This is a genomic window from Pseudomonas sp. GW821-FHT07G10 (assembly GCF_059418545.1).
This window is the reverse complement of the sequence record NZ_JBWKQB010000008.1, coordinates 84,714-101,616: the sequence shown is the minus strand read 5'-3', so window position 1 is coordinate 101,616 and position 16,903 is coordinate 84,714. Positions and strand designations below refer to the sequence as shown.

Here is a 16,903-nt window from a genome sequence, read left to right as displayed (position 1 = left end):
GGCGGTCAATTTCCAAGGCTCCTAGAACCAGGTCTCCATCTGCATTCCGAATTGCCAGACCCCGCCAGACTTGAAGCCCTTCTGACCAAAATCGTCTGTTGCGCTGAAGTGATCGAGGTCCCTGGACCAGTTCATATAGGTGGCGAACAGGCGCAATTCAGGACGAGTGAAGAAATCACCGGTTTGTGCCTTGAACGTTGGTGCAAACGTGAGTTTCCAGTAGTCACCATTGGCTGTTTGTCGACCCTTGTAGCCAAGCGCATTCAGGTCCATCGTCTGCCAGCTCAGCTCATAAAGCATTTCGAAGTTGCTGGTCAGTTCATTGGCCAATCGCAGGTTGAGCGTCACATAGCGATAGTCGTCGCCGGGCACATAGCGATCCTTGCTGTGCTCGGCAATGATGGCTGGTGCGATGCGCCAATCCTGATTCAGGCGAGTATGACCATAGAGTGCCAGGCGCAATGTCTGGGCCTCGTCCAGTAAGTCGCCGTCGGCTCCGATGCTGTTGACCTCCGCTCCCAACCCCTTGCCATACAGGAGCGCTGCTTTGAAGTAGCCTTCACGGCCGAAAAAGTCTGGCTGATGGTAGGCGAGCATGCCATGGGAACCGCTTTCGGCAGGGCTGAATCCCGACGCGTTCACCCGGGTATCGCTGGCGAATGCCTGTTTGCTCTTCTCGTTCAGCCTGGCATCGTTCTGGCCCGAGGAAATGCCATTGAGCATGATCTGCCAGCGACCCTCATCGAAAAATTGATTGAGGGTCGCGACATAGCTCCTGATGTCCTTGTTTTCCTCAGTACCGAAGTCGCCGAAGGAGCGGCTCATCAGGGACGCATTGATGCGCCAGTCATCGGTCAGATGCACGTCGTAGATACCACCACCGGTTCCGGCAAGGAAAACGATCCCCCGGTCGAGCCAATGGATATCGTAATTATCCCGGTCAAAGCGCTTGCCAGCCCACAGCGTTGCATCGCGCAGCACAGGGCTGTCTCGAAAGGAAGCCAAATGGTCAAGTTCAGCGTAGACCTGTCGCACATTGAGCCGGCTTTCAGCCGCGGTCCAGTCGTTAGGTGTTTCCAGGCCGTCGGCGAGCATCAGCGTGTATTTGGAACGCGTACCGTTGCTGGCCTGGTTTTCCTTCGAAAACTTCGCCTCCACGTAGGTATCGACCTCATTGCCAAGCCGGCCAACGGCACCACCTACGGAGCCTGCGGGGGTCACGTAGGGGCCGCCATGACCGGCACCTGATCCATTGGTCATTATCCCGGAGCGGGCATATCCACCGAAGGTGAAGCCATCGCTCAGATGCTCGCTCGAACTGGTTGAAGACGCGGTCGTCGGGGGAGAGCTTTCAAGGGACTGCTGGTTCGCCTCTATCCGGGCAACGCGCTCGTTGAGAGATGCTTGTGTGGTCGCCGGGGCGGGGATGGCGATTTGCTTGTTGAGTTGCTCGACTTCCTTGCGCAATCGAGCTGCGTCAGCTTCGGCCACCAAGGCGCGGGCCTCGGCAACGGAGGTTCTGGCCTCAAGCCTGGCAAGACGTTCCTCGATGCTTTGCGCCGGCGCGGCGAGCAGTTGAGTGGAAAGAAAAAGCAAGGAAAAGCCAGCCAAAGGCCGACAGACAGTAGAACGCATAGGTAACCCTCTTGTTTTTGTATTCGGGTACTGCAAAGACCTTTCGAACAGGTCCTTTCCGCCAGCCGAAATGGCGCTTGGGCAAAACCTGAACCATCCGCTGAGCAAGCCCTGAGAGTCGCTTCTGCAAGGCCTGCTCAAGCGCGATACCTCCTCCTTTGGTACTTGGATCCACTTGACAGCGAGCGGGTGGAGGAGGCGTAATGCGCTGCGATGTTAACGTTAACTTAAATAAAAACAAGAGGGTTGTCACATGCAGCTGTCAGTCAAACGTGAGTACTGGCTTATCAGTGGTTTGCTGTTTTTCTTCTTTTTCGCGTGGTCATCCAGCTATTCGCTGTTCTCGATATGGCTTCATCGAGTCATCGGCCTGAATGGAACGGAAACCGGATTCATCTTTGCCGCCAACGCCATTGCGGCGCTGCTCATTCAGCCGTTCTATGGCGCTCTCCAGGATCGACTTGGCCTGTCCAAAACACTGCTGGTATGGATTGGCGTACTGCTCTGCGCCTCCGCACCCTTTGCGATCTACGTATACGCCAATCTATTGGCCCAGAACGTGGTGTTGGGAGCCGTGGTCGGTGCGACTTTCCTGGCGCTATCCATGCTCGCGGGAGTGGGCGTCATCGAATCCTATACGGAGCGACTGTCACGCCACGCCGGCTTCGAGTTCGGCACCACCAGAATGTGGGGTTCACTGGGCTGGGCCTCCGCGACGGGCGTCGTCGGTGTGGTCTTCAACATTGACCCGGACATTGCGTTTTACATGAGCAGCGCAGCCGGGATCGTGTTTTTGCTGATCCTGTCCCGGCTGGATCTGGCCGCGTTCAACAAACCAGTAACGCAAACGGGTGGCGAAACTGCCATGCCGGTGCGTCTGAACGATCTTTGGAAGCTGCTGACACTTCCTCGCTTCTGGGCATTCAGCTTGTACCTGACCGGGGTTTGTGGAATCTACATGATCTACGAACAACAGTTTCCGGTGTATTTCTCCTCCTTCTTCCCAACCCCGGAGGAGGGAACCCGAGCCTACGGTTACTTGAATTCATCCCAGGTACTCCTCGAAGCCGTATTCATGTTGTTCGCGCCATGGGTGGTCGGTCGTACGGGCGCCAAATATGGATTGATACTGGCCGGCAGCATCATGTTCGTCCGTATTCTTGGCTCTGGGCTGGCAATGGATGCCTGGACCATCGCCGCCTGCAAGATGCTGCACGCCCTGGAAGTCCCGATCCTGCTGGTCTCGGTATTCAAATACATCTCCTTGAATTTTGATTCTCGCCTGTCGGCCTCGATCTATTTGGTTGGATTCCAGTTCGCCCAACAATTGACCGCCATGCTGCTGTCGCCGGTTGTGGGATACGGCTACGACCATTTTGGCTTCTCGAGCGTTTACGTAACGATGGCCTGCCTGGTAGGCAGTTGCCTGCTGCTGTCATGGTCGTTGTTACGCGCGGACCCGGCCCGCAAATCATCCCGGGCAAAAGCTCCTGATTCGATGGAGCTACCTGCCATAGCTCAATCAGCCACTCGTTACGAACCTTAGTAAGGATCAAGCCATGCACGCTGCACTGCTGGACGAAGCGCATCGCGCCATCGAAAAAAAACTGCCCGAGCGCGGCAACGACTATCGCCTCGGCTATCACCTGTCGCCCCCGGCCGGATGGATGAATGACCCAAACGGACTGGCCTATTTTCGAGGCGAGTACCACGTGTTCTACCAGCACCATCCTTATTCGGCGCAGTGGGGCCCGATGTACTGGGGGCATGCCAAGAGCAAGGACCTGGTTCACTGGGAGCATCTGCCCATAGCGTTAGCCCCCAGTGACCCTTACGATCGAGACGGCTGTTTTTCAGGATCGGCTGTCGTTGCGGGCGATACGCTTTATCTGATCTACACCGGGCATATCTGGTTAGGGGAGCCGGGCGACGACCAAAAAATCCACCAGGTCCAATGCCTGGCCAGCAGCACGAATGGCATCACGTTCACCAAACATGGGCCTGTGATCGAAACGCCACCGCATCCGGACATCATGCATTTCCGCGACCCGAAGGTCTGGAAGCGCGCAGACCAATGGTGGATGGCGCTTGGCGCTCGTCAAGGGGATGACCCGCAGCTTTTACTCTATCGCTCCCGGGACCTGCATCATTGGGATTACCTCGGCTGCGCCCTGGACGGCCAACGCGCGTCTGACGGTTACATGTGGGAATGTCCGGACGTGTTCGAACTGGATGGGTGCGATGTTTTTCTGTACTCGCCGCAAGGTTTGAAGCCCAGTGGTTACGACAACTGGAACAAATTCCAGAACAGCTATCGATTGGGCCAGCTGGACAATTCTGGCTGCTTCACTGAGACCGGCAGGCTGCACGAACTCGACCACGGTCACGATTTTTATGCCGCCCAGACCCTGCTGGCGCCGGACGGGCGCCGCCTGCTCTGGGCATGGATGGACATGTGGGACAGCCCTATGCCGAGTCAAGAACAACACTGGTGTGGCGCGCTGTCGTTGCCACGTGAAGTGAGCCGCGACGGTGACCGGCTACGCATGCGTCCGGCACGAGAGCTGACAACGCTACGGCAGTCACCTCGAACGCTGGAGATCGGGATGCTCGACTCACAGAGCCGTACACTAGAAGTTCGTGGCGCTCTGCTGGAGCTTGAGCTCGAACTGGACCTGGCCGGTAGCACCGCTGAGCGCTTTGGCCTGGCACTACGTTGTAGCGAAGACCAGCAGGAACGGACTTTGCTATATTTCGATGCCATGGCCCGACGCTTGGTACTCGACAGGCAACACTCGGGAGCTGGCGTGAGCGGGGTCCGTAGCGTACCTGTGACGCCAGAACAAACGCAGATCGCTCTGCGGATTTTCCTGGATCGCTCCTCCATTGAGGTTTTCGTCGACGACGGCGCCCATAGCCTGAGCAGTCGGATTTATCCTCGCCCCGACAGCCTCGGTGTCGGCGCCTTCGCCATCAATGGGGTAGGGCTGTTCGGGGATACCTCGGTCTGGAGCCTGGCCGATCTCCAGCTCTGAACACCCCTGACGTACCATTCGTGCAGCCTGCTGCCTGGCATCGTGTTGTCATGCTTTTGCCAAGCATGACATGATGTTTGGCTAGACAAGCAATGGCACCCGCGAATGGCTTCAGTTAAAGATGTTGCACGGCTGGCGGGGGTTTCCTTCATGACCGTGTCCAGGGCATTCAATACCCCGGAAAAGCTGAACCAGGAAACCCTGGCGAAAGTTCGTCAAGCGGTCGAGGCCTTGGGGTACGTACCAAGCCTTTCCGCTCGCCAGATTCGTGGCGGTCACTCCCGTGGCAAGACCATCGGAGTCTTCGCGCTCGACACGGCGACAACCCCCTTCGCCGTCGAAATGCTGCTTTCGCTGGAGCGCACCGCGCGAGAAAACAGCTGGAACGTCTTCATCCTCAATGTGTTCGAGGCTCCACCGAGTCAACAAACCATCGACCTGATGCTGTCGCATCAGCCCGACGGGATCATCTTCAGTGCCATGCAGTTACGCACCGTCGAGATTCCCCAGGCGCTGCGCAACATGCCGCTGGTACTCAGCAACTGCATGAGTTCAGAGCCAGGCATCGCATGCTATGTACCCGACGACGAAGACGGTCAGTATCAGGCGGTGCGGCAGGCGCTGAAAAAGGGTTACAGGCATCCGCTGTGTATTAACCTGCCGCAAAGCAGTCTGGCCTGGGGGCCGCGTCAGCAGGGATTGGTTCGCGCCCTCGCGGAGTCCGGTATATCCCTGGACAGTGTTCCCCAATACAACCTGTCGACCGATGACGCCTATGAGGAAACGCTTGTAGCGCTTGAGCAGCAACTGCGTGAGCCGGATGGAAAGCCGGCCTTCGATCTGCTTGTTTGTGGCAACGACCGCATCGCTTTGGTCGCTTATCAGTACCTGCTCAGTCGCGGTCTGCGCATTCCGGCCGAGGTGGCGGTACTTGGCTACGACAATATGATCGGCGTTGCCGAGCTGTTCTATCCACCGCTGAGCACCGTGCAACTCCCGTACTACGAAATGGGCCGCCGTGCTGCTCAGCACTTGATCGAAAGCCGAAACGAACCCTTTATCCATAGGGTTTCATGCCCCCTCGTGGACCGTAAGTCCTGGTGACAACTGCCACGACGTTATGCGGCGGACGATAGTTTTTTACGTCCGACACCGAGTACTGACTACGAGTGTTGTCTTTTTTCGAAACAATTCGGAAACCCGAGATTCCCGGTACCTTTATATTTTCGCTCCAGCCCTGGTATGGATAGCGGGAGTCAGCATGGTTGCAGCTGCAATAAATGTCAGAGCTCTACTTACGGGCTGAAGAACTCCGTTGCCGGACGGCTCATGTCAACCGGCTATGAAGTGAGGCGCTGAAAAACAAGAAACATAATGGTGCGATAAACCCCTGTTTGGTGCGCATTCCGGCTCCAAAAGGGTGCCCGGGTCTTATTTATATAAAGAGGCCTGGCGCTCAGGCAATGCGGAGTCATAAAAATAACATCCATCAAAATATCCCTATTCTGGCGCATAAAAACAGTTAACCCCTCTATTGCACTCTTTTAGGTCGCGCCAGAGCTGTGCAAAAACCTAAAGAGATAAACGTTTCAGCATTACTTGACTGAAATGTCGCAAAATCTAAGCAAAATGTCCTTTTGTGGCAGATTCATGCCGATTTCCGATTTTATTTTTCGCGAGGTCGCAATCGGGCATAGCGCTTGCACAAGCCTTATCAAGTCCACGGGAAGTATCACTTTAAAGAGGGAGTTTTTGACACGAGCCACAAGGCTTTTATCGAGTTAACAGAATTCGCCAGGGTAGGGCGCTCAAATACACCGGTATTTGCCGGCGCCTGTAAAAAGTTTGCGGCCTGCATGAAGCAGGTTATTGACGACGCACAATGAGGTGCTCAACAAAACAGCATCAACTAAAACAACGTAAGGCCTGATCTATCGAAATAACGAAATTAAATAAAAATGCCGAATGAAACACGGCAAGGAGTGGGGTATGTCCCGTGCTTTTTTTAATGAGATGTATGATGCCAACGGTGGCTGCCGCCCACATTACCAGGCGTTCGCGCGCTGGCTGGCGGACACTCCTCTGGAGCTGCTGGACCAGCGTCGTCGTGAAGCCGACCTGTTGTTCCATCGCGCCGGCATCACCTTCACCTTGTATGGGGACGAGCAGGGCACCGAGCGGTTGATTCCGTTCGACATCATTCCACGCAGCATCAAAGCCAGCGAATGGCAGATGGTCGAGCGCGGCTGCATTCAGCGGGTTCAGGCATTGAACATGTTCCTGGCCGATATCTACCACGGGCAACGCATCCTCAAGGAAGGCATCATTGCTCCCGAGCAGGTCCTGGCCAACGAGGGGTATCAGGTTGCCATGCGGGGTTTGAATCTGCACCGCGGTATCTACGCCCATATCTCCGGGGTCGACCTGGTACGTGATGGCGATGGCAGCTACTACGTGCTGGAAGACAACCTGCGCACCCCCAGCGGCGTCAGCTACATGCTCGAAGACCGCAAAATGATGATGCGGCTGTTTCCCGAACTCTTCGCCGCCCAGCGCGTGGCACCCATCGATCATTACCCGAACCTGCTGCTGGACACCCTCAAGAGCGCCAGCCCGCTGGACAACCCCACGGCGGTGGTGCTGACCCCGGGCCGTTTCAACAGTGCGTATTTCGAGCATGCGTTCCTGGCCCGCGAAATGGGGGTGGAACTGGTTGAGGGCGCCGATCTGTTTGTCCGCGACGATCGTGTCTTTATGCGCACCACTTCCGGCCCGAAGCAGGTGGATGTGATCTATCGTCGCCTCGATGATGCCTTCCTCGATCCACTGTCCTTCAACCCGGACTCCATGCTCGGTGTCCCCGGACTGCTGGCGGCCTATCGTTCGGGGAATGTGGTCCTGGCCAACGCCGTGGGTACCGGGGTAGCGGACGACAAGTCAATTTACCCCTACGTCACTGACATGATTCGCTTCTACCTCGACGAAGAGCCGATCCTGAAGAACGTGCCCACCTGGCAATGCCGCAAGCCGGAAGAGTTATCCCATGTGCTGGCCAATCTTCCCGAGCTGGTGGTCAAGGAAACCCAGGGTTCCGGCGGCTACGGCATGCTGGTCGGCCCGGCGGCCACGGCGGCGCAGATCGAGGACTTCCGCGCGCGCCTCAAGGCCCGCCCTGAAGCCTATATCGCCCAACCAACCCTGTGCCTGTCGACGTGCCCGACCTTTGTCGAAAACGGCATCGCCCCGCGTCACATTGACCTGCGCCCGTTTGTACTGTCGGGCAGTGAAACCCGTCTGGTGCCCGGCGGCCTGACCCGCGTGGCACTGCGCGAAGGTTCGCTGGTGGTGAACTCGTCCCAGGGCGGCGGCACCAAAGACACTTGGGTAGTGGAGGACTAGGACATGCTTTCAAGAACCGCTTCGGACCTCTACTGGATGTCCCGTTACCTGGAGCGTGCCGAGAACCTGGCACGCATGCTCGAAGTCAGTTACTCGCTATCGTTGATGCCCCAGGCCGGGCGCACCGATGGCCGCGCCGAACTGGCGATGTCGCTGCTGGCCGCCGGCACACTGGACGACTACAACGAGCGCTATGGCGAGCTCAACACCGAGCGCATGCTGCACTTCTTCGCGCTGGATGAAACCAACCCCGGGAGTATCTATTGCTGCCTGCAGGCAGCGCGGGCCAACGCTCACGCGGTGCGCGGACGCATCACCGCCGACATGTGGGAGAACATCAACGCCACTTGGCTTGAGATGCGCAATATCGCCAGCAACGGCCTGGGTCGTTACGGCATCAGCCATTTCTGTGAGTGGGTCAAGGAGCGCTCCCATCTGTTCCGCGGGGCGACCTCGGGCACCATCATGCGCAACGATGCCTACTGTTTCATTCGCCTGGGCACCTTCCTGGAACGGGCCGACAACACCCTGCGCCTGCTGGATGCGCGCTACGAAATGTTCGGCGAGAAGTCGGAGGAGGTCAGCGATAACTCGGCCCGCGGCTACTACCAGTGGAGCGCCTTGCTCCGTGCCTTGTCGTCCTTCGAGGCCTTCAACGAGATCTACCGCAATGCGCCGGGCGCCGAGCAGGTCTCCGAGATGCTGTTGTTGCGTGCCGACGTGCCGCGCTCGCTGCATGCGTGCATCGAGGAACTGGACCAGATCCTCGCCAGCCTGCCGGGCAACAATGGTCGTCCCGCCCAGCGCCTGGCTGCCGAACTGCAGGCGCGCCTTCGTTATACCGGGATCGACGAGATTCTCGATGCGGGCCTGCACCTCTGGCTGACCGATTTCATCTCCCAGGTGCGCCATCTGGGCCAGACCATCCACGAATCCTATCTGGAGGTCGTATGAAACTTTCCATACGTCACGACACCACCTACAGCTACGCCGATGAAGTCTGCACCAGCATCCAGTTCCTTCGCCTGACGCCACAGAACAGCGAGCGCCAGCGCATTCTGGAATGGCACCTGGATTTGCCACGCCTGGTGCGTAGCCAACTCGATCCTTACGGCAACATCCTGCATGTATTGACCATGGACGAGCCCCACGGTGCCATTGTGCTTAGCGCCTACGGCCAGGTGGAGATCGACCAGGCGCAGGAGGTTGAACGCGATAGCCAATCGCCGTTGCCGTTCCTGCGCACCAGTCACCTGACCCAAGCCGATCACGCCTTGAGCGACTTTGCCGTGAAGCAGTGCGGCACCCGTCGCGATCGCACGGCGTTGATCGACCTGATGCACGGGTTGGCCGGGCTCATGCCTTACAGCCCCGGCGCGACCGCGGTCGACAGCACTGCCGCCGAGGCGTTTGCCGGCCGTGCGGGCGTCTGCCAGGACCACACTCACGCGTTTCTGGCCTGTGCTCGCAGCCTGGGGATTCCCGCGCGGTATGTCTCTGGCTACCTGTGCACCGAGGATGAAAGCCATCTGGCCAGTCACGCCTGGGCCGAAGCCTGGCTCGATGATGGCTGGTACAGCTTCGATGTGACCAACAGGCTGACCCGACCCGAGCGTCACCTGAAGCTGGCGGTCGGTCTGGATTACCTCGACGCCTGTCCGGTGCGCGGTATGCGGCGTGGCGGCGGGGCAGAGCGGATGTTGGCGCGGGTTCAGGTGAACTCGTTGTTCCAGGTGCAGCACCAGTAGTCGAACCCCGCTCAGGAAGACCCGATCATGCCGTGGGCGTCACGGCATGATCCTTCAACCCACAACACATAACTCATGACGACAGGCTTCCCTTGGCGCCCCCAGGTTGGCTTTGCGTTGCCTCGAGAACTATCCTTGCCTGAGCTGAAACCCGCACGCAAAGTGAGGTTTTCGTCTGCACCACGCGGTGTCTGGTTGTAGATAGCCAGCTCAAGCAGTCGTCGTGTCCGGTATCAGTTGACCACTACATCAATGCAATAGAGGAGGATGGCGATGAAGTACATGATCAGCTGGTTCGAGCGCCCACAAGGTTCGCCTGCGCAGTACGAGAATGCGCAGAAACGGATCCTTGACGTGTTCGGTCAATGGAAAGCACCGGACAATTTCAAGATCGAGGTGTTTGTCGTGCGCGTGGGTGAATGGGGTGGACACATGTTGGTGGACTGCGACGATCCGATGGCGGTTCACAAGGTGTGCTCGACATTCCCTGCGTTTGAATTCCAGGCGCGCCCGGTGATTGCCGTCGAGGACGCGGTCCGGGTTGAACTTGAAGCAATCGCCTGGCGCGATGGACTGAAACGCGATTGATAGCGGCCTTTATACGTACTGTGCCACATGCGCGGTTTCTTGCTGGCGTTCGAGGTCAGTCTGCCCAAGGGATTGGTAGTCATGAGGCGCTTTTCCCGGCTTGTAGAAAGGCATTGCCATCGTCGAGTGCCTGAAGTGCCTGCTGGCAATAGGACAAATACGTCCGCCCCTCATCCGTCAAGCGCAGGTGGCGTGCCGTGCGCTCGAACAGGCGCGTATGCAACACAGATTCGAGCTTGACGAGGCGCGCAATCGGATTCGACTCAGCGGCGTTCACTATGGGCTCAATGAAGTGCCGCTCACGGGCGAACGCCAGTTGTTCGTCGCGATGGCATCCGGCGTGGTCATCGAACTGGTCACCGATCAGCAATGCCAAAGCTCGCGACTGGACACGGCCCTGAGTGGAGCTCCCAGTATGCGATGAACCGCGAGCCTCCTGCATTTCCCCCTTCCTTCGAGCACCGAAGATACTGATTGATTTTCAGATACCAATAAGTATCTAATCGACTCTGCGCCACACAATCACCTCCTTTCGGAGTTGCTCCGGAACGTCGAGGCGCTGCGATTCATACAATAAAATCAAAAAGAGGAAATGGCATGGGACGGTTAAGCGGCAAGGTTGCAATCATTACGGGTGCGGCAAGTGGGCAGGGAGAGGCCGAGGCCCGGCTCTTCGCCGCCGAAGGCGCCAAAGTTGTTTTGACTGATGTTCAAGACAACGGCGAACAGGTCGCGGCAGAGATCGGAGAGGCGGCGTGCTTCATCAAGCATGATGTTTCGAGCGCCGAGGGTTGGGCTGTGGTGGTCGAGGAGGCACTGAAACGGTTCGGCCGGATCGACATCCTCGTCAACAACGCGGGAATCTACAGTCCCAATTATTTGCAGGGGACCACGCCGAGCGAGTTGGAGCGGTATTTCCAGGTTAACGTGTTGGGCGTCATGCTGGGCATGCAGGCAGTGACCGAGGCGATGCAAAGCGCAGGCAGTGGCTCGATCATTAACATCTCCTCGCTTTCGGCCATTCGCAATATTCCGGGGCAGTTCGCCTATGCAGCGTCCAAGTGGGCGGTACGTGGGATGAGCGGTTGCGCCGCCGCCGAGTTGGGGCGCGTCGGTATTCGTGTCAACGCGGTCTTTCCGGGCATGATCCAGACGCCGATGATCGCCGGCAACCCGCCGGAAGCAAATGCAAAGTATCAAGCCATGATCCCGCTCAACCGGATCGCTGATCCGAAGGAAGTCGCCGAGGTCGTCGCGTTCCTGGCATCCGATGCGGCCAGTTATGTCAATGGCGCCGAGATTGTGGTCGACGGTGGATTGCGACTCTAACGGTTTGCCCAACCACCAGTGAACATACCTGCTGCCGGCTCCCGCGCGTGGAGCAGGGGCTGGTGGGAGGGCGCCTCCATTTCTTGCCCGGACCGGGTAATAGCGCGGCCACCTGTGCAATCAGTTACTGGAGGCGCTTCGGCGAAGAAGCTCCAACGCAGAGATGACTACGCCTCTCGCTGTCGGACGACCAGGCTAGTCAATAACTGGTTGATGATACGACCCGCTTCAACGGGACCTGTATCGTTGGCGTTGCGTCGCTGGAGACTGATGCCATGCACCATGGCCGTCAGCGCTATGGCAAGATCGGTCGAAGGTAGAGGGCTTTTCGTACCAGTGGCTTTGAAATACAGGTCGAGGAGATTGGCCAGCCCTTCAGTCTGACGCTTATGCAGCGCGTCGTATGCCGCTGCGAACTCGGGATTGCGGCTTGCATGAAGTTGTAACTCGACCGCCAACAACGGGCACTCGCTGTCGGAATTCATGGTCATCAACCACTCGGTCACCCCTTCGAACATCCTGTCAGGATCTTGAGCCGCGAGCTCTTTCAATCCGGCCATGTCGCGCTCCATGTACCGATCCAGCAGCGTCAAGAGGAGCGTTTCCTTGTTTGGAAAGTTGGAGTAGATCGCGCCCTTTGAAAAACCTGCCTCGGCGGCGATCAGCTCTAATGAGGCCCCACCATAACCGAGACGAGAAAAGACGTTCTCGGCTGCAGTCAGGAGATATTCGCGTGTCTGGGCTTGCTGTTGAGGGCGTGTTAGGCGGGTGGGGCGCATGGGCTCTCCTGTAGTTAACGCGAGAATATAGCAGGAAGTCCGAGAATTCGCCTATCGAGCCTGCGCGTTGAGTCCGCCCTGGATCATCCCTCCGCAGCTATGACTGAGTCGTTGCAAATGCCTGGTGCCAGAGGCAGGAGCGCGTCGCAAAAAAATAAAAAAACTCTGGCTGACGCTCAAATAAAGGTGTAGAAATTCTTTGCGGTATTCAAATACTAATAAGAATTCAGAATTGCCAAAACCTCATGGCGATCTGGTGCACTCGGCATTATTCAGGGCGATGCAATGAAAAGACTGGATGGCAAAGTAGTACTGATTACAGGCGCCGCTCGCGGCATTGGTGCGCAAATCGCTGCGACATTGGCACGTCATGGTGCCCAAGTGGCCTTGACCGATATCGATCTGACCACCGCTGAACAGGCGGCAGCCGTTTTGCGCGACGAGGGTTTGACCGCAGAAGCCTTACGTCATGATGTCAGCGATGCCGCAAGTTGGGATGCGGTGATGGCACAGGTCCAGCAACGCTTCGGCAAGCTTGATGTATTGGTCAACAACGCCGGCGTGCTGGCGGTACAGTCGATCACCGACATGAGCCTCGAACAATTCCGGCAAGTTACCTCGATCAATATCGACGGCGTGTTCCTGGGGATCAAGGCGGCCTTTGTCGCCATGGCAGAGCACGGCGGTTCGATCATCAACATGTCCTCGATCGGTGGGCTGATAGGTGCAACCAACCAGACGGCCTATTGCGCTTCCAAGAGTGCCGTCAGGGCATTGACCAAATGCGCCGCGATTGAAGCTGCCAGTCAGGGGCTGGCAATTCGCTGCAACTCCTTGCTGCCGGGTGTGATCCATACGCCGATGACGCAAAGTCATTACGGCTTTGGTGCCGGGCTGGGTGTTGAAGAAATGTTCAGCGCGCTGATCCCTTCAGGGCGTGTGGGTTTGCCCAGTGACGTCGCCAACGCGGTGGTCTATCTGGCGTCGGACGAGTCCTCGTACGTCAATGGCGCCGAACTGGTGATCGATGGTGGTGTGACCGCCGGCCCCGTCCGCAAGCCCGAGGTACCGAAGTAAGCGTCGACCCAGTGTCCTGGAAAAAATCAGTTGCCAGCGGCGGAGGCTGGCACTGATTCACACATTTCCTCGCAACCTCCAAAAACAAAAATACGAGTGAAACTATGAAAAACAAGGACCATTCCGGCGTCGTGCGCGCCGGCAGGCTAGGCGTCGCGTTGTGTCTTGCAGGTCTGGCTGCGAGCAGCGCCGAGGCTGGCTCGTTTACCACTGGTGAGGGGGTCGATGTTCGCTGGTCGCTCGGCACATCGCTGGGCACCAGTTGGCGAGCAAGCAGCGCCGACCCTGGTCTGATTTCCGTGGGAAATGGTGGTAAAGCCAGCAGCGGTAACGATAACGGGGATCTGAACTTCGGTAAGGGTCAACGCTACTCAACCGTCTTGAATATCCTGGGCGACATCGATATCAGTAAGGGCGATCTTGGCGTGTTTGTACGCGCCAAGGCCTGGGACGACTTCACGCTCAACAACAGTGGCGTGCCCCATGGCAGCGTCGCCAACGGTTATGAGCACGGCGCGCGGCTGAACGACTCCGATTTCGATCACTTGTCCAAATTCTCCGGCGTCGCACTACTCGACGCCTATGTTTACGACACATTCCAGCTGAGTGGCGATCATCCTTTGACCGTCAGGTTGGGCAACCAGGTCGTGAACTGGGGGGAAAGTCTGTTTGTGCCCGGTATCAACGAATACGGTGCGTTCGACATCACCGCAGCCCACCGGCCTGGCGCCCAGGTCAAAGAAATCCTCCTTCCGTTGCCACAGTTGTTCGCCAGCTTCGGCATAGCCGACGGCACCAGTGTGGAAGCGTTCTACCAGTTGCGTTGGGAAAAAACCGTGCTGGACGGCTGTGGCACCTACTGGTCTGCGTCCAGTGTCGTCAACTGCTCGAACAGCGGAACGGTGGTGGGCGGGGGGCAGTTTACTGACCGCCAGACCTTCGCCGGAGTTCCTGCATTGGGCGGAGCCAACTTCCGGATGGCGTTGACGCCTGACCGAGAGCCCCCAAACAGCGGTCAGTACGGCATCGCGCTGCGTCACCGGGTCGAGGCGCTGGACACTGATTTCGGGCTCTACTATGTGCGCTATCACACCCGCATCCCTAACGTAAGCGCGACGCTGGTGCCCACCACGATACCTGGATCGATCTGGTCTGCCGACCCGCCGCAAGGCCTGCGCGCTGCGCAGGAGACCCTCGACTACAGCGCTGACGGTATCCATGTCGTTGGCCTGAGTGCGTCTACCGTCGTCGGTGGTTGGTCAGTGTTTGGTGAAATTAGCCATACGTCTGGCCTGCCCGTGCAGATCAACGGTACCGACCTGATTAACGGCCTTGTCGCTGGCATTGGCCCGCAGGCCAATCTGGTATCCACACCGGATGGTTCCTTCGTGAGCGGTTATGACCGCAAATCCAAAACTCAGGCTCAGCTGTCGACCATTCAGGTGTTGCCACGGATCCTCGGTGCCGAGGCTGCCACTCTGGCGGCGGAAGCGGTTTATCAGCACTGGGATGGAATCGGCAATCCAGACAACTCGACTCGTTACGGACGCGCCGCTGTGTTCGGCTCAGGTCCGGTCGCAGGCGTGCCGTGCGAGGCGCTTAACCCAGATACGAGCTATTGCCAAAACAAAGGCTTCGCCACCTCCAACGTATGGGGTGTACGTGCCCAACTGGAGGTCAGCTACCCGGACGTATTCGCCGGGGTAAACGTCAAGCCGCGAGTCTTCGTGTCGGACGACATAAGTGGCTACTCCGCTGATGGTTTGTTCAGTGAGGGTCGACGAGTGATCGCGCCGGGCGTGCGTCTCGACTACAGCGGCAAGTATTACGTCGACTTCAGCTATTCGCGTTTCAACCATAACGCGAAGTACGACGAATTCCATGATCGTGACTTCTTCTCTCTGGTCGCTGGCATCAACTTCTAACCAAAGCAGGCAAAAGCATGGACAACAAAAGACTAAAAGGCGTGCTGGGCATCTTGGCCGCGGGCGCACTTGTCGGGGTGACCCTCGGCGCGCATGCCGAAACTTCAGAGCAAGACCTTGCCCGACTGGGCAAGGATCTCACGCCTGTCGGGGCGCAAAAAGCAGGTAATGCGGATGGTTCGATTCCGCCTTGGGAAGGCGGTTTGACCCAGCCTGTGGCGGGATTCGATAAAACCAAGGGGTATGCCAACCCCTACGCGGCGGAGAAGCCGCTGTACACGGTCACTGCCGCCAATCTGGCGCAATACCAGAGCCTGCTGGCGCCGGGGCAGATCGAAATGCTCAAGCGTTATCCAGACTACAAAATGAAGGTCTTTCCTACCCACCGGACGGCCGCATTACCGCCACAGGAATACATCGATATCAAGACCGAGGCCGCGAAGGCCAAGACGGTTGCAGGCGGTATGGGTGCGACCAATATCTTCGTGTCAAGCGTACCTTTCCCTGCGCCGAAAAGCGGTGAAGAGGTGATCTACAACCATGAATACCGTTACTACGGCTTGAGTACGGAGCGTGAGTTCGTCATTTTCCCGGTACAGAGCAACGGCAATTTCACGCCGATCAAATGGGCCGAATCACGGACGACGGGCAAGGCAATCCCTGACAGTCCCACTAACCAGATCACCTATTACATGCAGCGCACGTTGAGCCCTTCCAACGTTGCCGGCGAGGCAGTTCTGCTGGTCGACGTCTCGGACCGTACGGTTGGAGCGCGCAAGACCTGGACCTACAACCCGGGCCAGCGTCGCGTATTGCGCGCGCCCGACGTGGCGTATGACACACCGCAATTCAACAGCGACGGGCTGGGCACCATCGACAGTTACGACATGTTCGGCGGCGGCCAGGATCGCTACGACTGGAAGCTGGTTGGCAAGAAAGAAATGATCGTGTCGTACAACAACTACGACCTCACTTCGAAGGCTCTCAAGTACCGCGACATCGTGCAGCAGAATCACTTGAATCAGGATCTGCCTCGCTATGAGAAACACCGGGTATGGGTGGTCGAAGCGCAAGTCAAGCCGGGGGTTCGCAGCATCTATGGCCGGCGCATGCTCTACGTCGACGAGGACACTTGGGAAATCGTGCATGGCGACTTGTATGACACCCGCAACAATCTTTGGCGCGTTCAGGAAAACCACTCGGTTAACCTTTACGACGTCCTCGCCGCCACGACGGCAGGCCAAGTCGATTACGACCTGCAATCGCGTCGTGCTTTCGTGATGTTCCTGTCAAACGAAGAAAAACCTGCTGAGTACAACGTCAAGCGAAACGCTGCCTATTACTCGGTGGACAACTTGCGACGATCCAGCAACTGATCGTGTAAATCA

General features: G+C 57.7%; 14 protein-coding genes. 11 read left to right on the top strand and 3 right to left on the bottom strand.

What is annotated here, in order from left to right; translation table 11 throughout:
* Positions 1-21 precede the first annotated feature (21 nt).
* A complete protein-coding gene (locus AC07O1_RS12105) occupies positions 22-1,635 on the bottom strand; it encodes a carbohydrate porin (protein ID WP_495088924.1) in 1,614 nt (537 codons plus the stop codon).
* A gap of 253 nt (positions 1,636-1,888) precedes the next feature.
* Between AC07O1_RS12105 and AC07O1_RS12100 the strand changes: the two genes are divergently transcribed.
* The 7 genes from AC07O1_RS12100 to AC07O1_RS12070 all read left to right on the top strand — a co-directional run bounded on the left by AC07O1_RS12100 (position 1,889) and on the right by AC07O1_RS12070 (position 10,405).
* A complete protein-coding gene (locus tag AC07O1_RS12100) occupies positions 1,889-3,181 on the top strand; it encodes an MFS transporter (RefSeq protein WP_495088923.1) in 1,293 nt (430 codons plus the stop codon).
* A gap of 13 nt (positions 3,182-3,194) precedes the next feature.
* Positions 3,195-4,670 (top strand): glycoside hydrolase family 32 protein, encoded by a 1,476-nt coding sequence (locus AC07O1_RS12095; protein WP_495088922.1) that lies wholly within the window; start codon positions 3,195-3,197, stop codon positions 4,668-4,670.
* Positions 4,671-4,775: 105 nt separating this feature from the next.
* Positions 4,776-5,774 carry a LacI family DNA-binding transcriptional regulator gene (locus AC07O1_RS12090; protein WP_495088921.1) on the top strand — a complete coding sequence of 333 codons (999 nt, stop codon included), beginning with the start codon at positions 4,776-4,778 and terminating at the stop codon, positions 5,772-5,774.
* An 885-nt stretch (positions 5,775-6,659) separates the two neighbouring features.
* On the top strand, positions 6,660-8,069 hold the full coding sequence (locus AC07O1_RS12085) for a circularly permuted type 2 ATP-grasp protein (protein WP_495088920.1): 1,410 nt from the start codon (positions 6,660-6,662) through the stop codon (positions 8,067-8,069).
* A 3-nt stretch (positions 8,070-8,072) separates the two neighbouring features.
* Entirely contained in the window at positions 8,073-9,023 is a 951-nt protein-coding gene (locus AC07O1_RS12080; protein ID WP_494992846.1) for an alpha-E domain-containing protein, read from the top strand.
* Positions 9,020-9,817: a transglutaminase family protein gene (locus tag AC07O1_RS12075; protein WP_495088919.1), complete on the top strand. Its 798-nt coding sequence runs from the start codon at positions 9,020-9,022 to the stop codon at positions 9,815-9,817. The genes AC07O1_RS12080 and AC07O1_RS12075 overlap by 4 nt, the downstream gene beginning before the upstream one ends.
* A gap of 273 nt (positions 9,818-10,090) precedes the next feature.
* Positions 10,091-10,405 carry a DUF3303 domain-containing protein gene (locus tag AC07O1_RS12070; RefSeq protein ID WP_495088918.1) on the top strand — a complete coding sequence of 105 codons (315 nt, stop codon included), beginning with the start codon at positions 10,091-10,093 and terminating at the stop codon, positions 10,403-10,405.
* Positions 10,406-10,484: 79 nt separating this feature from the next.
* On the opposite strand, the gene AC07O1_RS12065 is transcribed toward AC07O1_RS12070, so the two are convergent.
* Positions 10,485-10,775: a LysR family transcriptional regulator gene (locus tag AC07O1_RS12065; RefSeq protein WP_495088917.1), complete on the bottom strand. Its 291-nt coding sequence runs from the start codon at positions 10,773-10,775 to the stop codon at positions 10,485-10,487.
* A gap of 227 nt (positions 10,776-11,002) precedes the next feature.
* Here AC07O1_RS12065 and AC07O1_RS12060 point away from each other — a divergent pair, with 227 nt between their 5' ends.
* Positions 11,003-11,734, top strand: a complete 732-nt coding sequence (locus tag AC07O1_RS12060; protein ID WP_494992850.1) for an SDR family NAD(P)-dependent oxidoreductase — start codon at positions 11,003-11,005, stop codon at positions 11,732-11,734.
* Between the two features lie 167 nt (positions 11,735-11,901).
* On the opposite strand, the gene AC07O1_RS12055 is transcribed toward AC07O1_RS12060, so the two are convergent.
* On the bottom strand, positions 11,902-12,513 hold the full coding sequence (locus tag AC07O1_RS12055; protein WP_494992851.1) for a TetR/AcrR family transcriptional regulator: 612 nt from the start codon (positions 12,511-12,513) through the stop codon (positions 11,902-11,904).
* Between the two features lie 285 nt (positions 12,514-12,798).
* Between AC07O1_RS12055 and AC07O1_RS12050 the strand changes: the two genes are divergently transcribed.
* The 3 genes from AC07O1_RS12050 (at position 12,799) to AC07O1_RS12040 (ending at position 16,891) form a co-directional block, all read left to right on the top strand.
* Positions 12,799-13,590: an SDR family NAD(P)-dependent oxidoreductase gene (locus AC07O1_RS12050; protein ID WP_494992852.1), complete on the top strand. Its 792-nt coding sequence runs from the start codon at positions 12,799-12,801 to the stop codon at positions 13,588-13,590.
* A gap of 104 nt (positions 13,591-13,694) precedes the next feature.
* Positions 13,695-15,515: a DUF1302 domain-containing protein gene (locus tag AC07O1_RS12045; protein WP_495088916.1), complete on the top strand. Its 1,821-nt coding sequence runs from the start codon at positions 13,695-13,697 to the stop codon at positions 15,513-15,515.
* A 17-nt stretch (positions 15,516-15,532) separates the two neighbouring features.
* Entirely contained in the window at positions 15,533-16,891 is a 1,359-nt protein-coding gene (locus AC07O1_RS12040) for a DUF1329 domain-containing protein (RefSeq protein WP_495088915.1), read from the top strand.
* Positions 16,892-16,903: the final 12 nt, after the last annotated feature.

What these genes read in the sequence shown, in the direction of transcription:
- AC07O1_RS12100 (WP_495088923.1), top strand. Translation starts at nt 1,889, where the DNA reads ATGCAGCTGTCAGTCAAACGTGAGTACTGGCTTATCAGTGGTTTGCTG.
- AC07O1_RS12055 (WP_494992851.1), bottom strand. Translation starts at nt 12,513, where the DNA reads ATGCGCCCCACCCGCCTAACACGCCCTCAACAGCAAGCCCAGACACGC.
- AC07O1_RS12060 (WP_494992850.1), top strand. Translation starts at nt 11,003, where the DNA reads ATGGGACGGTTAAGCGGCAAGGTTGCAATCATTACGGGTGCGGCAAGT.
- AC07O1_RS12070 (WP_495088918.1), top strand. Translation starts at nt 10,091, where the DNA reads ATGAAGTACATGATCAGCTGGTTCGAGCGCCCACAAGGTTCGCCTGCG.
- AC07O1_RS12080 (WP_494992846.1), top strand. Translation starts at nt 8,073, where the DNA reads ATGCTTTCAAGAACCGCTTCGGACCTCTACTGGATGTCCCGTTACCTG.
- AC07O1_RS12090 (WP_495088921.1), top strand. Translation starts at nt 4,776, where the DNA reads ATGGCTTCAGTTAAAGATGTTGCACGGCTGGCGGGGGTTTCCTTCATG.
- AC07O1_RS12040 (WP_495088915.1), top strand. Translation starts at nt 15,533, where the DNA reads ATGGACAACAAAAGACTAAAAGGCGTGCTGGGCATCTTGGCCGCGGGC.
- AC07O1_RS12075 (WP_495088919.1), top strand. Translation starts at nt 9,020, where the DNA reads ATGAAACTTTCCATACGTCACGACACCACCTACAGCTACGCCGATGAA.
- AC07O1_RS12045 (WP_495088916.1), top strand. Translation starts at nt 13,695, where the DNA reads ATGAAAAACAAGGACCATTCCGGCGTCGTGCGCGCCGGCAGGCTAGGC.
- AC07O1_RS12085 (WP_495088920.1), top strand. Translation starts at nt 6,660, where the DNA reads ATGTCCCGTGCTTTTTTTAATGAGATGTATGATGCCAACGGTGGCTGC.
- AC07O1_RS12095 (WP_495088922.1), top strand. Translation starts at nt 3,195, where the DNA reads ATGCACGCTGCACTGCTGGACGAAGCGCATCGCGCCATCGAAAAAAAA.
- AC07O1_RS12050 (WP_494992852.1), top strand. Translation starts at nt 12,799, where the DNA reads ATGAAAAGACTGGATGGCAAAGTAGTACTGATTACAGGCGCCGCTCGC.
- AC07O1_RS12105 (WP_495088924.1), bottom strand. Translation starts at nt 1,635, where the DNA reads ATGCGTTCTACTGTCTGTCGGCCTTTGGCTGGCTTTTCCTTGCTTTTT.